Here is a 15,158-nt window from a genome sequence, read left to right as displayed (position 1 = left end):
ATACCCCGGCAACTCCTATCAACACTGCAACAATTCTTGAACGCTCGTTCGCAATATTAACTTATAATGGATCAATATATTTTCTAATATATTGAAAATCTGCAATACATACTTTTTAGTACATAAGATACAAATAAGTACATACTTGCCACATTTATTTAACTGTGTAATTTTGTAACACCAAACAAAATAGGATCCATAATTCATATAAGATGGCACCTCAATTAAAACACTAAAATGAGCATACAAGAGTTAGAAGACCGGATATTACTAAGAGAACTTGTAGATAATGTATCTATCCTTGGAGATCAGAAAGATTTTAATGCGCAATTGAACCTCTTTGCAGAAGATGCGTTGTCAGAAACGTTTGCCGAAGGGGCCTTAGTATTAGAAGTGAAAGGCCGGGAAGAAATGGCAAAGGCATTCAGTAAGTTTCTTAAAGAATATGAAACCGTTTATCACTTTAACGGGCAGCATGTAGTAACATATAATGGTGACGAGGCAAGCGGTACATGCTATTGCTTTATTACGTTAATAAGCAGCGAGAACGGAAAAAAAGTGAAGACATATATAGGGGCCGTTTACCACGACGAATATATACGGCAGGATGGGCGCTGGCTTATAGCAAAGCGAATAGGTAATTTTGAATGGCAGGAAAAAATGCTTTTAACCAACCGGAAGATTTAAATTACAACAAACATAACGACAGGCTGCCATATTTAGAAGCCTGTCGTTTTATTTTAGCGCTCGGGCATTTTTGCTAAACCCGGTTTGTTCGGTTAATATGCCAAAATAGTTTTTAGTTAGGCTTGTGCTAAAGAAGCAAGCAGTTCAGGCAGTGTGGTAATGCCCCAGTGCTCAACGTATTTGCCGTCTTTCACCCTTACCATGTCTATCACCTCAATGTTTACTTTCTTCCCGGTAGCAGCAACACCCAGCAACGGCCCTGTTTGTGTACCACTAATGGTTTTGCGAGTAGTAACCATATCCTCTTCCGCAACCTGATCATGTATAGCTACGCTTACATCCGGCATGGCCGGGCGTAACACCTCATTAAAGAACCAGATCATGCCTTGCGGCCCGTTATCCATTCCGGCCGGGGCCGACCGGTTTACAAACTTATCATCTATAAGTGCATTAAAACTGTCTATATTTCCCTGCTCAATTACTTCTTTGTTAAAGCGGCGCACTACGGCTTTGTTGTTTTCTGTCATCGTTTCCATTGTTATTTGTTTTGATGATACAAATTTACCTGAGCTAAGCGGTGCACGTTAGGGCCAAACGTTCAGGTGTTACGGCACAACGTTCAACCGTTGTAATTGATAATCGCTTGGGGTGTTACCAAAATGGTTACGAAAAGCCTCCGAAAAGCTGGAATGGTTTTGATAGCCCACCTTTAAATAAACGCCCGAGGGGCTCTCCCCGGCCGATCTAAGCAATTCGGCGGCCAGCTCCATTTTCCTGGTGAGCAGCCATTTTTGAGGAGTGGTATGATAGATCATACTAAATCGTCTTTTAAAAGTGGAAGTGCTCATATGGCAAAGGAATGCCAGTTCGTCTACCGTTATTAACTGACCTATATGGCTTTCTACTACTTTTTTTATCTGCAATTGCTCCTTGTCTTTTGTAATGATCTGGATAGCCCCGAAACGCGCAGGGTCGGAAAGTAAAAGATACAAAAGCAATTCTTCGAGTTTGAGCTGCCTCACCGCAGCAGGTAACCTGTATTCCGTATTTACCAATGCCTGTGTTGACGAGATAAATTGTTTAATATAATTATCCTGCTTAAAAATGAGGAAAGGTTGTTTACCGCTTAGCGGCGTTACGCTTTGCAGCAAATGATCATACTTAATAAGAAACCTGTTAAACACCTCGTTACTAAAGTAAAACAGTACGCTGGTAAACTGTTGCCCCGTTGTTAAAAGTTCGGAAGTGAGCACGTTTCCGGTTGATAATACTACGAGTTCGCCGGCATTCACTATGGCGGTAGCATCAGGGTAAACAACGGTTTTTGTACCACTAACCAACAGGTTGATCATATTTTGATTTAAAACGATCCTGTTTTTAACAGAGTCATGCCCCGAGGTATATGAACGGATCACTACCTCATCTGCACCGGTAGCAGGTTCATCTAAAATATCGTCGGGTAAATAATAGGTATTCATACGGCTACAGCCTTTTATACGTTTAAGTTAGCATTTATACGGTGCATATTTATGTGGCCAATTATAAGCTAATGAGCAAAATTAATAAAAGCAACTTTTGGAATCCACTGGGCTGTTTGCCGTTATTGAAGGCAACAACCCGGTGGAGATTTAACCAGATTTTGAAATTATGTGTTAGTAGTTGCATATTGGTGCAAAATTATAACTCAGGACGGACTATAACATTGTAAATTCCTGATGACCTCTTGCAATACAACTATGCATAAAAAGATATTGTTAATCTGCATTAATCTATTGGTGATAATGGGTTTTGCTCAAAGTCAGCAATTGCCTGTAGACCGGAATACCCAAGCAGCTTATTTAAATAAAACGCGGGCTGTAAACGGACTGCCGGGCCAAGCCTACTGGCAAAACAAAGGAGATTATAAAATAGATATAAGCTTTGACCCTACTACCCGAAAGGTAGATGGTACTGTTTTTATCGACTACTATAACAATAGCGCAGACACTCTTAAGGTTCTCGCACTCAAATTATATCCTAATCTTTATAAAGGGAACACGATGCGCAACACCGTTATTTCCACAACCGATATTGGAGAAGGGATGCTTATAAGCGATTTAAAGATTGACGGCCACCAGGTAGAGAACAATGAGCAAGTAACACGGGGTACCAATATGACTATTAAGGGCGTACAAGTATTACCCCACGGCAAAACCATGGTGTCTATTAATTTTAATTACACGCTCAACAAAGGCTCTTTTAACAGAACAGGGCAAATTGATGAAGGAACGTTTTTTATTGCCTATTTCTTCCCCAGGATCACCGTGTATGATGACATCGACGGGTGGAACCAATATCATTACTTGGGTAAAGAAGAATTTTATAATGATTATGGAAACTTTAAAGTTTCTGTTACCGTTCCCGGCGAGTATCAGGTTTGGGCTACAGGTGATCTGACCAACAGAAATGATATTTATCAGAAAACGATAATCGACCGTCTAACAAAGGCAGAGTTAAACAACGACATAGTTGATATTATTACTAAAGATGATCTGAAGAACAGGAACATCCTAAAAAACAACCGACCTAACACCTGGAAATTTGAAGCCAAAGACGTTACTGATTTTGCATTTGCCGTAAGCCGGAATTATATATGGAAATCTTCGAGCATAATGGTTGACAGTGTTTCACAGAGGCGTACGCGGGTCGACGCGGTATATAATCCCATTCATAAAACCTACGATCCGGTGATAATATATAACCGTAAAATAGTTGAAATCATCAGCCATAGCTTTCCGGGCATACCCTTCCCATATCCTCATCTTACCATTATAGATGGGCTTGACGCTATGGAATACCCAATGATGGTTAATAACCTGCCTTTTGAAGATCCTAAAGATGTTGTAGAGTTTACCGCGCACGAAGTATTCCATACTATATTTCCGTTCTATGTAGGCATTAACGAAACTAAATATTCATTTATGGACGAAGGCTGGGCAACTATGGCGGAGTTTATGTTTCATTCTAAAATCGCACCTGAGATCCCTTTGAAATATGACATAAGCCCGGTTAATGATTTTGCAGGGATGGCCGAAGATGTGCCTGTGATGACACCAACAGCTCAGTTATACGGTAACGCGCGTTATGCTGATAAGGATCTAAAACCGGCTCTTGCGCTATGGTATATAAAAGATCTGCTCGGCGAAAAAAAATTCGCCGAAGCAACCCGATATTATATACTTGCCTGGGCAGGCAGGCACCCAACGCCTTACGATTTTTTTAACTGTTTTAACAAAGGCGCCAATATAAACCTGAATTGGTACTGGAAGAAGTGGTACTTTGACAAAGCTATACCCGATTTATCGATCAGCAAGGTATTGGTTAATAACCAGAACTATCTTATCACAATATCAAACATTGGCGGTGCACCTGTACCTGTTCACCTGAATATTTATTTTACTGATAAATCAAAACAGGTTATTTCTAAAAATATTACAGTATGGCAAACGTCAAACAAACTCAATCTAAAGATAAAGGCCAAATCCAGGATCGTTAAGATCACACTCGGTGATGCTTATGATGCCGATATTGATACTAAAAATAATGCCTGGAGTATCGATTGATAAAGGTAATTAGTTTGCTTGCGGTCAAGATTTGCGCTGATAACCCTAATGAACAAAGTGTATTAAAAAGCCCGTCCATTCCTGGACGGGCTTTGATATGAAACAGCTAAACTAACACTTACAACTCGGGGCGTTATTTTAGATATAGTTATTTCGCTTCTATCTCGCTCGAATACTTGTTGCCAAACCTATCTGTTACCTCTACCCTTACTTTATTTACCGTAGGCGAAAAATGTGTCACAAACAGGTGGTCGGTTTGTATAGGCTCAACAAATTTACGCCCAACAGGCAGCTGGTCGCCTTTGTATAAAGTAACCGACAATGGGTCGAAGCCGGTTTCCCGAGGCAGCGCACCCATTGGTTTACCGTCCAGCAGGTACTCTACTTTCCACTGCGGGTCGTAGTTCCAAACATTGGCCATCAGGCGCATCTGGTCGGTAAGCTTCTCTACGTATAAACTTAACTGATTTTCTTTTGGCAACCCTGTGGATTTGTAATACCATTTCAGCTCGGTACCATTCACCTCGTAAACAGCATAGCCACGTGGGGTGCCGTCGCCGCAGATAGGGCCTGTCCACCAGCCGCCGCAAACGGTGCCGTGGTTGTGCTCGTAAACGCCGTTGCCCAGATTATTATCGTTATAATGCGTATGGCCCGACATGATGTGCACATTTTTAAAGCCTTTTAACAGCGCGTAAAAATCCTGGTTGTTCTTCACCTGGTTATAAACCGGGATGTGCAGGTTAATAATAAGCAATTGGCTTTTATCTACATATTGCAGATCTTTAGCCAGCCATGCCAGTTGGTCTTCGGTAATGTAGCCATCGTACTCACGTTCGGTTCCTAAGTAGCGTACATCATCCATCACTACGTAATGTGCCTTGCCGCGGTTAAAGGAATAATAGGTAGGTCCGTAAACCTTTTTGAAGGTAACGTCTGATGTTTCGTCGCCGCCCATGCGGTAATCCATATCGTGGTTGCCCAACGCCTGGAAGAACGGAATCCCCATCTGCGCTACCGCGGCATTATAGTCAGGATATAATTCATGGTTATCCCAAACAATATCGCCCACGCAAATACCGTGAATGAGCGCGTCTTTGCCGAGGGATTTGATAGTTTCGATGGTATCCGGCACAGAGGTATCCATCATTTGTTTCACGTCCTTTTTATTCTTCACCTGCGGATCGGCCCAAATGATGAAATGATGGTTAGTATCGTTACGTTTTAAAGGTTGCAGCTTAAAATCAAAACTGGTTTTGACAGCGATATTCTCATACTGGCGCACCACGTTATAATCTGTTTTAAACTCATAACCCGCCGGGGTGCTCATGAAAATACTGATTGCCTTCTCGTGCGGGGTAAGCGAATAATTACCTTTCGCGTCGGTGACAACTACCGAAAATCCGTCGGATATCACCACATTTTTAATGCCTTTTTTGCCGTCTGTCACCCTGCCCTTTACCGGTGTGCCGGTTTGTTTTACGCCTAATGCATCGGCATTAAATGCTATGAACGCGCTTCCGGTTAATATCCCAACGCTTTGTATAAATGATCTTCTGTTCATCTTTTTATATTAAAGCAGGCCGATATTGCCATCGGCCTGCCGGATTTTTAATTCTGAATCTTAGTGCTTTTATCAGTTTCTATCTCGCTCAGTGCCGATGTTTTGGTAAGCGGGATGCTGGTAACGGTCCGGCCGGTTGTCCACCTGCCTGTTACGGCATCATACACGCCACCCAACTGGGTAAAGTTCACCAAAAGGTCAAATTTGAATTAAATATTACTTCTGCCTTTGCATTTTGACTGTGAATATATCGCCAGAAAATCCTGCTCAGCATATTAATGCGCTTCCAATTGTTCAAACTCACCACTTTTCTCCAAAGCAACATAGCCTTTAAAATATCCTTTCTCCGTGATCATGTAACAAGGCCGCGCCTCACCCGGCATAGCTTTTATCAAACTGATGTTTTACTTCCTTGCCCCCGATCAGACATTTAATATGTTTCCCATCCATTTTATAGATTATGAAATGATCGGATTGGGTACTATTGGCAGTTTTGCAAACTTGTGCACCTCTATGCTCGCAAACCCGAATTTTCAACCACCTTACTCAGTATCAGATAGCAGCCTGCCCCGCGAAAGGATAAACGGGCATGTTATTCAGAAAATGCACCGTATCAAACGTATTTCCCTCCACATCCAGGAAATTGCCGAACCACATCCTTTGGTTATTTTTAGTATGGAGCGTCTTCTTACAGACGTACTGACCAACCATTCGCACCACCTGCCCGACATGATTGACCAGGTCGTTCGCCCCTATTTCAAGGAGGTATCCCATTTGAAGCAGTTCAAACATCGTCATACTTAACGGAAAGCCAAGCAGCTCCAGTTCATGATAAGCGTTTTCCAGGCGTGTATTGACCAATATTCGCAGCCGGAAAGCTAAATCAGAAGGTATTGTACCTGATGCCTACGCCGATTGGGGCGAAAAACTGCCGATATACGACTGAAACCACCTTCGGAAGAACAAACCAGTCTTTTCTGAAGCAGTGAAACTTATTTTTTGCCGAATCCTTTAGCGGTTAGCTGGAAATTATATAGGTCTAGTTGATAAGATTTTTGAAACATTGCCGCTATACTTTTACGATAGGCGTCTGCGGTGTTGTTTTTCAACGATTCCTGTAAACCCAAGGCTAGTATTACCGTTTGCAATTTCAGTTCTTCCGCCGTTCTCGCCCGGGTCGTCTCTGAACTGAATTTTGAATTGTTCGCCAGAATCCCGGCAATCTGCGCTCTGGCAGCCCGCTCCTTATCTTTGGTAACCTGGTCATCAGAGACATTATTCACAATTTGGTAACCCGCTAAAATAAGACCTGTAAGAGCGTCGGCGGCATCGTTGTCATGCAATGCGGATGTCTTTAACATTTCGGTATAGACAGTTCCGTAGTCAGCTTTGCCGGGGCCAAATGTGGTCATCACCGCCTGGGCGCCTCGTGGACTTTGGGTTCGTAATCGTTTTGTGAATGAGGTCACAACCGCTTGCCTGAGCGCCGGTGTTGATTTATAGGGATAGCTGCTCTTTGCCTTAGTTGAACCTCTTGGCCCCCAGGTATTGCCATAGGCGAGATTGCCCGACCATCCTGCCATAAGCGTCGGGTCAAGTGCCATGATGGGAGCATCCTGGGCTATAGCAGTGGATAGCCAACCTGAAAAAATACAAATGAAAAGGCTGATCTTCTTTTTCATGATCAAAAATCTAACCCCTATATAACAAACCCATTTAAAAAAGTTTGTCCGAAAACCTCGCGGTAAAGAAATTGTTAGTCAAAAGATGGAAACAGCAGTACCTGGATTTTTTCTTTACCCTGATTTTATTGATGAAGCGCGAGAACATCAACTCATAAATGAAATTGACGACCAAACCTGGATCGTCGATTATATGCGCAGGCTACAGTATTACGGTTATCGTAACGAATTAGAAAAGCCGTACAACTTGGTGCCTTTCCCGGTGGAAATGCCGGTGCATATGCGTGAATTTTCAGCAGAGTTGGTGGATAAAGGCATTATTCAGTTGGTTCCTGACCAGGTGATTATCAACGAATACCTACCCGGTGAAGGGATCAAGCCACATAAAGATAGAATGTATTACGAAAACCAGATCTGTGGAGTGAACTTGGGAAGCGGCTGTATTATGCGGTTCATCAAGGGTGAGAATGAGGAAGTGATCGACATTGAAGTGCCAAGACGCTCGGTGTATGTGATGCAGGATGATGCCCGGAAAAAATGGAAACACGCCATCCCGCCTCGAAAAAAAGACGTTATTGATGGGGCGGCTCAACACCGGGATAGACGGGTATCAATTACTTACCGCAAGGTGAAGCCGAAACAAGTACATGCAATTAACCCGAACGGCAAAGTCTCCGGCATGCTTGAGAAACTACTTAACATCGATACAAAATAAGTTAAGCGGTGATGTTAACCACTTACCGCAGTGTTCAGGAACGTCGTGAATGTACCGTTTATATTATTCCGGTTTACGACAAATCTTCGAAACGGTCGGATACAGCGTGGTTTAAATTAAAGATAAGCAAGCCGGTAAGAACTTTAAATAGCCGCAAATGGAGGAAACCGGCATTCGCTCCGATAAGATGCTTACCATCCTGAATACCTGCAATCCCCGGACACAGCGCCTACCACATTCACTTCGGGTATCTCCGGCACACTCCTAATTTGAATTGCTTTTATTTTTTGACGCCTCCTCCATGGCCTTCTTGATCTCATCGCCCCAACTGGCGGTTTCCTTATCAATGATGCTGTAAAATTCTTTGACCAGCGTGTTGGACAATTCAAAAAATGCGACCGGCTCAGCAGACCTGGCTAATAGTTCATTCCAGGCAACCCGGTAAGTTGTCAATTCTTTCTCCAGCATTAATTGTGTAGTAACCAACCGGATGTGTCCGGATGATATATTGAACAACCTGTCAAATAAAAACATCGCTGTAGAGATACCGAAAAAAATATAGCCCAATGGCGCTAGCTTATCCCAGTCATAAATCGGTTTTATCAACGGGCACAAAAAACCAAGGGTGGTAAATATCCATATCAACGCTTTAACCCAGGCGGAACCTGTTTTTTTCCTTTTTCTTTTCCAATAGTAATATTCAATTTCCGCGTGGAATAGATGGTTGATCTCTTCAAATAATTTATTGGACGCTTCCTTGGGGGCGCTCCAGTCCAAACTTAGCGTAGCGGTTAAAAAATTCTTTAACCGGACAGGATCGTCAATCCTTACTTTTTTCTCGAAAAACATTGGGATAGATTTAGGTAAATAATCAGCAATGGTTGGCTTCCCCCCCCATTTCTTCCTAAAGGAAACAATAATCTTAAACAAATCAAAATCTTACGGCGAACGCCGGGTGATGGACTATGCTGTATGCTAAGCCTCCCTTATTTATGAAGTAATTTGCAAGACGAATTTTATGTTTTTACGCTTTCCTATCATCAGATCAGTTGTAAAGTCGCCTTATCCTTTTCTCCCTGAAAATATTTGCCGATCACAGCTTCAAAAACCGGGTCGGCTCCCGGTACGAGGGAAAACAAGGTCATTGACGAACGCAGTTTCAGATCGTCCGGGCTGCCCATAACGGCCGTCGCATTACTCCCGGGTAAGGCCAGCAATACATTGCTGATCTCCACCAGGCGCGCGCCTAATGCCGGATGGGCAAGGTAATCGATCGCTTCTGCCAGGCCCCTAATGGCATATCGCCTGGACATCTCGGTGTATCCCAATCCGGCCACCTGCGGAAAGATATACCACATCCAATGGCTGCGTTTACGGCCATTCCGTATCTCTGCCAAAGCTGCGGCATAATCTACGGATTGCGCTTCAAGGAATCGTTTCAAATCGTTCATCGGTTTTCTGATTTCCAAAGGAACAAAATTAAGGGCATTTTGATTGTACCATTCTTCTTCCGCATCTGTCCTGTGTATTAAGGCGTTTGGCCGCTATCTTTCATACCGTATTGGTGATACTTTCGACGTCGAATTGCAACTGGTGATTTTTTTAGTTCTGCCGTCCCGATTTTCCATTCTAATTGATATTGACTTCAAAGAATGTTGTGCCTGCCTTCGATAAGATAGTTAGAGTTCCTTTTTCATAATAACGCCGTTGACCTTCTCGCCATTCTTGATGCCGATATCGGCGATGAATTCGGGGCTGACCTCGAGTGGGATGAACACGTCGTAACCCGGTAGCTGGATAAAGGCATTATAAATAGTTGGATTTAAGATAAGACTATTGTAATCATCAAAGGCAATCAGGCTACAATAGGTGTGAAAGCGATGATTCTATGTTTATCCACAACTGACAATTTCAGTTCTATTTGCAAAGGCTCGAACGCCGCCTTTTCCATTCTGTACCTCGTTACGAACTAAGGATTACTACACTTATATGTCGGATGAGTATGAAAGCCACCGCGCACTCCATTAGACGATAAACACCAACGACCTTAGCCTGATCCGGATGAACAATATGCATTTAAGTGACCAATGGCTCCTTTGCATTCATTTAACTAAATAACACAAAATCTAAACAATGCGCCGTGTGTCGGGTTAAGTGTCTACAAAATGCCACCTTCTTTACAACTTTACCCCCTATTGGTATGCAGGGCGGCTGCGCGGCCACTCCTTAGTCATCATACCGAGACATTACTCTCAGACGCTTATTTTCGGACGGCCATTTGGCTGGCTAGCCCCGATTTCTATGCTGTGTTGGAGAAACATACCTTTGATTTTAACAAATTGGACAGCAGGTCCAAAAGATCATTGTCCAACTACGTCAACAGAATCTGCAACCGGGCAACGCCCTTTGGTGCTTTCGCGGGCTTTGCCGCTTTAAGATTCGGGGACAGTAACCAAAAGATCCGGATAGGCCTAACGGACAGCCTCCTTTTCCTTTCACCGGATTTCAGGGAACTGATCGCGGCGGATAAGCGGCATTCTGAAACTGCGATGCCTAATATTATCAAAACGAATACGACTGTTTATTACCCAGCGCACGACATTCGTTTTATCGCTTTTGATCAGGAAACGGCAGAGAAGCGCCGGTTCCGCATCGACTGCATCAGAAAAGATCCGTTGACGATGCGCATTCTCAGTTATTGCAAATCTGAAAAAAATCACGCGGAAATTATGGATTACCTCCATAATTACCTGGGCAACGACGAGGCAGACGCATTGATCCGGGAATTACTAAAGCTGCAGCTGCTGACGGGCACTGCCTCGCCCCCCCTTACACTTACCGAAGCAGCTGTTCAAACCTCGTTCTCCAAGGCCATATCAGTTTCTTCAGAAGAAATGAACCAGATTCCACTACATCATAAAGGCCATTATTACGCTAATCTCAGGCTTTCTGTCAAAGGGATGATGCCTCCCAGTGTCAAAGAAAAATTAACTCAAGCAATCCATAACTTATCATTTTTAGCCAGCGGCAGCGAACCGGAAACGCTTACCCGCTTCAAGAAAGATTTTAAAGAGCGTTTTGGGGGCCAAGCCGTACCACTAATGGCCGCGTTGGATCCTGCAACCGGCGTTTCATACGGTGGGCTTGGGCAAGCTATAAACGATTCGCCACTTTTACAGGATCTCATGCAGGATGTTAATGTATCCGTGCGTGAAACGATACTTGAATGGCGGCCAATTCATCAGCTGTTGTTAAAGAAGTGGCCCGAGGGCAGGAGCAGTGAAATAAACTTAACATCTTCGGAACTTGAAGCGCTGGGAAAACCAAGCCTGCCCTGGCCTGCCGGTTTTTCCGTCCCTTTCCGGATCAGTGGAAATCGGTTGTTACTCGGCCAGGCAGGCGGCGTCAGCGCCACTGCCCTCATAGCCAGGTTTGCGCCTTTTGACCCCGAGCTGAGAGATGCTGTAAACAATATTGCCGAATCGGAATCGAAAAATAATCCGGGCGTTCACTTTGCAGAAATCATTTGTATCACCGACGGCAAAACCGATAACATCAACCAGCGGTCGGTGATCCTGAAAAAAGAAATTCCTGTCAGCGGTGCATCAAGCGTCCCTGAAACAGACCAGTTGCTTCCTTCAGAATTATACTTAAGTATGCATGGTGATGAACTGATTCTCTGGTCACCGCGGTTCTCCGAAAGAATTGTTCCCAGACTCAGCAGCGCTTATAATTTTCAAAGGGCAGAACTTCCACTCTTCCGCTTTCTTTGCGACCTGCCATATCAGTCTGTACTTTATAACTGGACGCTGGACCCCGCGCAATTATTTCCGGGCCTGAGCTATTATCCAAGGATTTCAGTTGGGGACAGTATATTGTCTCTGGCCAAATGGCAGATTTCCGAGCAGGAGCTATCCACAGTAAAAAAAGCCCCATTTAAGTACCAGTTGGCCGCTTTTCGGGAGCTAGCTGCAGCGATTGGCTTACCGGCAAGGGTGGCGCTTACGCGGCATGACCAGTTCCTGGTCTTTGACATTTTACAAGATCAAAGCCTCCGTTCGCTGCTAAACGAGGCGCTGCCTGAAAAAACGATCGGCCTAACGGAGGTCTTTGAAGAAAATACCCTAAGCGGAACAGTAGTCAATGCGGAAGGAAAAACACATGCAAGTGAATTTGTTGCATCGGTGACATCCACAGCTCCGGCCTATAATGGGAACACGCCTAAGCCACCAAACCCTTACCGCCGAAAAGTTAAAATCAGTTGTCATCCCGGCAGAGAGTGGCTGTATTATAAGTTGTATATGCCCGAATTTAATACCAATCCCGTGCTTTCAGTAATAGGACAGTTGATTGAAAAGCTGGTCAAGTCAGGAATAGTAAAGGAATGGTTTTTCGTTCGGTATTACGATCTTAAACCGCACATCAGGTTAAGAATAAAACCGACGAACATAATTTCCGGCGAGGTTATGCATCGGTGTCAAAGCTTGTTTGAAAGGTTTCTGAGGCAGGGAAAGATTCATATGATAAGCGTTCACACCTATGAGCCGGAGACCGCGCGATACAAGTATGCTGGCATGGAAACTGCCGAGCAGCTATTCTGCCTGAGTTCCCGGATGATCCTGGCCGTGGTCCGTAAAGGCGCCACACCTGCCTATTACACCGGTATAAAAATTTGCTACGACACCATAAGGCTATTTTTCCCTTCACCGGCAGAAAGACTGGGACATATTAAGCAAGTACATGACAGCCTGCGAGCGGAGATAGACCCAGACGGATTGATGAAGAGCAATCTTGAAAAAACAAAAAGACGAATGAATAAAGATACAAGAGAGCTGCTGGATAATGACAGGTTTTATATAGAAAATAACATTTCAAAGCTCGCCCGTAACTACCTAAGGATACTAAAAAGTGTCCGTTCTGCGTATGCTGTTACCGATGATAGTTTCGTTGCTGACATCAACCACATGCATATCAACCGGTCCCTTTTGCGGGACATGCGCAAACAGGAAATGGTCATTTACCACCTGTTGTACCAGTATGAAATTTCGCAAATCAAAAGGCAGTTATAACTTTTTCTGCACCTGATCATTTTTGACACGGTCAAAAAAAGCTTCTCGGTATTGCGGCCCTACGGTCAGTTCAGGAGACTTCTCCAAGAATATCCGGTTGCCTTCAATCTGTTTGATACGGGAATAGTTGATGATGAACGACCGGTGTATCCGGCAAAACCGGGCCTCAGGCAATTGTTCCAGTATATCTTTTAGCGGCATATAAACAATGTGTTTTTGATCACTCGTATGAATAACCACATAGTTATGTAGACCTTCAATATAGTAAATGTCATCCAGCCTGATTTTAAGAAGTTTTGATTTAGTTTCCGTCTGGACAAAAATAAAGTCCCGCGTTGATCCGGTATCCGCGGCTTCATTTCGCACCGGACCGATCTTTTGCAGGCACTTCAAAAAGCGTTCATAACGGATAGGTTTTAGCAGGAAATCGCGGGCATCCAAATTGTATGCATCAACTGCATATTTGGGGAAGGCGGTTGTAAATACGATAGTGCATTTACCGCTCAACAAATCATAAAGGTCAAACCCTGAAAGAACCGGCATATCCACGTCCAAGAATAAAATGTCAGGTGGATTTTGTAAGACCTCATGCAGTCCCAAAACAGGATCTAATGAAAAGCCAGCCAAGCTAATGTCTGGTGTACGCGAAATATAATCTTTTAAGAGCTCAACAGGGTGCTCTTCATCGTCTATGATATAGCAGCTAAGCATAAGCAATCCGTGTGGATAGTAAGGTCTGTAAAAAACATATCTTCCGTTTCGTTGGTCCGCAGACTAAATTTACCCGCATAGGCATTCTGCATCCGCATTCTAATATTTTCCAGACCGAGGCCGTTACCTTTAAGTTTATGCAGGTCGTTTAACTTTTTATTCCTTGTTGAAAAATGCAAAAAGCCATCCTCCAATTGAACTTTGATCAATGCCGGGTGTTCTGCATCGTGCAGGTCGCCGTACTTAACCACGTTTTCTACCAGGGTCAGCATAACCAGGGGCACGATCCTGATTTCGCCACCTTCGACCTTATTCTCAAAACGTATATGCAGCCTGGAACTGAACCGGATTTGATTTAGACTGATCAGGTCTTCAATACTGGCCAATTCGTCCGATAGCAGCGCCATACCATTTTCGTCCGTTTTGGTGATGGAATACCTGGTAATGTCCGCTAACAGCATGACTGCCTCTCCTGCCTTGTCAGAAACTTTATAAACGGCGTTATAGATAAAGTTTAAGGTATTAAAAAACAAATGCGGGTTAATTTGCGCACGGAGCAGAGCGTTTTGCGACCTCAGCAAATCCTTTTCCAGGGAAATACGGTCGTTTTCCTTCTGCAGCTTTTCTTCCTTTAAGGCATTGATCGTTCTTCCCGAATACAACAGGTTTGAGGCAAATCCATACAGTGTACCCAAACCGATGAAATAGATCCCCCTGTAAAAGCTAGAAACAAGAAAACTTCTCAGCGAATTCACGGGATGGCTTTGTTTGACCACATAGGATTCTAAAAACGTGTTAAGCCAATAGTTGATAAATATATACGAAAGAAGGATGGAGGTTACCCAAAGGTATTTATAACGGTATTTGTTACTGGTGATGATTTTAACGATCAGGTAAAACAGAACGATGTTCATTACATAGTGTGGCAGGTAATCCATAAAGGCTGCTGTCCTTCCTGTCAGGAAATAGATGGTGGATACCTCATAGGCAATAAATATTATCCAGGCAATCGCATGGTAAAAGACTACTTTTTTGATAATTATCATTCGAATACGGTCATTTAGCCTGTGGAAATGACTCCTAAGATAATAATTTTTTTCACTGCCCAAAGCCAACTTAATTTTAAGG

Annotated in this window: 14 protein-coding genes; 5 read left to right on the top strand and 9 right to left on the bottom strand. The window is 43.5% G+C overall.

Features of this window, described 5'->3' with window-relative positions:
* The first annotated feature begins 237 nt into the window (after nt 1-237).
* Nucleotides 238-687 (top strand): nuclear transport factor 2 family protein, encoded by a 450-nt coding sequence (locus tag ACFQZI_RS00335; protein WP_377137198.1) that lies wholly within the window; start codon nt 238-240, stop codon nt 685-687.
* Nucleotides 688-803: 116 nt separating this feature from the next.
* Here ACFQZI_RS00335 and ACFQZI_RS00330 read toward each other — a convergent pair whose 3' ends face one another.
* Together ACFQZI_RS00330 and ACFQZI_RS00325 are read right to left on the bottom strand one after the other, a co-directional pair.
* Nucleotides 804-1,223 (bottom strand): ester cyclase, encoded by a 420-nt coding sequence (locus tag ACFQZI_RS00330; RefSeq protein WP_377137196.1) that lies wholly within the window; start codon nt 1,221-1,223, stop codon nt 804-806.
* Between the two features lie 69 nt (nt 1,224-1,292).
* Nucleotides 1,293-2,165 carry a helix-turn-helix domain-containing protein gene (locus ACFQZI_RS00325; protein ID WP_377137194.1) on the bottom strand — a complete coding sequence of 291 codons (873 nt, stop codon included), beginning with the start codon at nt 2,163-2,165 and terminating at the stop codon, nt 1,293-1,295.
* A 258-nt stretch (nt 2,166-2,423) separates the two neighbouring features.
* Between ACFQZI_RS00325 and ACFQZI_RS00320 the strand changes: the two genes are divergently transcribed.
* Nucleotides 2,424-4,289 (top strand): M1 family metallopeptidase, encoded by a 1,866-nt coding sequence (locus ACFQZI_RS00320; RefSeq protein ID WP_377137192.1) that lies wholly within the window; start codon nt 2,424-2,426, stop codon nt 4,287-4,289.
* Between the two features lie 148 nt (nt 4,290-4,437).
* Here the strand turns inward: ACFQZI_RS00320 and ACFQZI_RS00315 are convergent, their stop codons facing one another.
* Together ACFQZI_RS00315 and ACFQZI_RS00310 are read right to left on the bottom strand one after the other, a co-directional pair.
* Entirely contained in the window at nt 4,438-5,853 is a 1,416-nt protein-coding gene (locus tag ACFQZI_RS00315; protein WP_377137190.1) for a calcineurin-like phosphoesterase C-terminal domain-containing protein, read from the bottom strand.
* A 47-nt stretch (nt 5,854-5,900) separates the two neighbouring features.
* Nucleotides 5,901-6,044, bottom strand: a complete 144-nt coding sequence (locus ACFQZI_RS00310; protein ID WP_377137188.1) for a hypothetical protein — start codon at nt 6,042-6,044, stop codon at nt 5,901-5,903.
* Between the two features lie 208 nt (nt 6,045-6,252).
* On the opposite strand from ACFQZI_RS00310, the gene ACFQZI_RS00305 reads away from it, so the two are divergent.
* The gene (locus ACFQZI_RS00305) at nt 6,253-6,657 is read left to right on the top strand and encodes a hypothetical protein (protein ID WP_377137186.1); all 405 of its coding nucleotides are present in this window, start codon (nt 6,253-6,255) and stop codon (nt 6,655-6,657) included.
* 188 nt (nt 6,658-6,845) lie between these two features.
* Here ACFQZI_RS00305 and ACFQZI_RS00300 read toward each other — a convergent pair whose 3' ends face one another.
* Nucleotides 6,846-7,535 (bottom strand): hypothetical protein, encoded by a 690-nt coding sequence (locus ACFQZI_RS00300; protein ID WP_377137184.1) that lies wholly within the window; start codon nt 7,533-7,535, stop codon nt 6,846-6,848.
* Nucleotides 7,536-7,620: 85 nt separating this feature from the next.
* On the opposite strand from ACFQZI_RS00300, the gene ACFQZI_RS00295 reads away from it, so the two are divergent.
* Nucleotides 7,621-8,250: an alpha-ketoglutarate-dependent dioxygenase AlkB gene (locus tag ACFQZI_RS00295; RefSeq protein ID WP_377137182.1), complete on the top strand. Its 630-nt coding sequence runs from the start codon at nt 7,621-7,623 to the stop codon at nt 8,248-8,250.
* A gap of 264 nt (nt 8,251-8,514) precedes the next feature.
* On the opposite strand, the gene ACFQZI_RS00290 is transcribed toward ACFQZI_RS00295, so the two are convergent.
* Both ACFQZI_RS00290 and ACFQZI_RS00285 read right to left on the bottom strand, forming a co-directional pair.
* Nucleotides 8,515-9,180 (bottom strand): SLATT domain-containing protein, encoded by a 666-nt coding sequence (locus tag ACFQZI_RS00290; protein ID WP_377137180.1) that lies wholly within the window; start codon nt 9,178-9,180, stop codon nt 8,515-8,517.
* Between the two features lie 110 nt (nt 9,181-9,290).
* The gene (locus ACFQZI_RS00285) at nt 9,291-9,701 is read right to left on the bottom strand and encodes a DUF1810 domain-containing protein (protein WP_377137364.1); all 411 of its coding nucleotides are present in this window, start codon (nt 9,699-9,701) and stop codon (nt 9,291-9,293) included.
* A 714-nt stretch (nt 9,702-10,415) separates the two neighbouring features.
* Between ACFQZI_RS00285 and ACFQZI_RS00280 the strand changes: the two genes are divergently transcribed.
* Nucleotides 10,416-13,319 (top strand): lantibiotic dehydratase, encoded by a 2,904-nt coding sequence (locus tag ACFQZI_RS00280; protein WP_377137178.1) that lies wholly within the window; start codon nt 10,416-10,418, stop codon nt 13,317-13,319.
* On the opposite strand, the gene ACFQZI_RS00275 is transcribed toward ACFQZI_RS00280, so the two are convergent.
* Together ACFQZI_RS00275 and ACFQZI_RS00270 are read right to left on the bottom strand one after the other, a co-directional pair.
* Nucleotides 13,314-14,030, bottom strand: coding sequence for a LytR/AlgR family response regulator transcription factor (locus ACFQZI_RS00275; RefSeq protein WP_377137176.1), 717 nt, complete (start codon nt 14,028-14,030; stop codon nt 13,314-13,316). The two genes, ACFQZI_RS00280 and ACFQZI_RS00275, sit on opposite strands and share 6 nt — an antisense overlap.
* Nucleotides 14,009-15,076: a sensor histidine kinase gene (locus tag ACFQZI_RS00270; protein ID WP_377137174.1), complete on the bottom strand. Its 1,068-nt coding sequence runs from the start codon at nt 15,074-15,076 to the stop codon at nt 14,009-14,011. Before ACFQZI_RS00270 ends, ACFQZI_RS00275 begins: the two co-directional genes overlap by 22 nt.
* Between the last annotated feature and the right edge of the window lie 82 nt (nt 15,077-15,158).

Origin of the sequence: Mucilaginibacter lutimaris (genome assembly GCF_042676625.1) — a bacterium.
In the GTDB taxonomy this organism is placed as follows: Bacteria; Bacteroidota; Bacteroidia; order Sphingobacteriales; family Sphingobacteriaceae; genus Mucilaginibacter; species Mucilaginibacter lutimaris.
The sequence above is the reverse complement of the archived record's forward strand: the minus strand, read 5'-3'. Positions and strand labels throughout refer to the sequence as shown.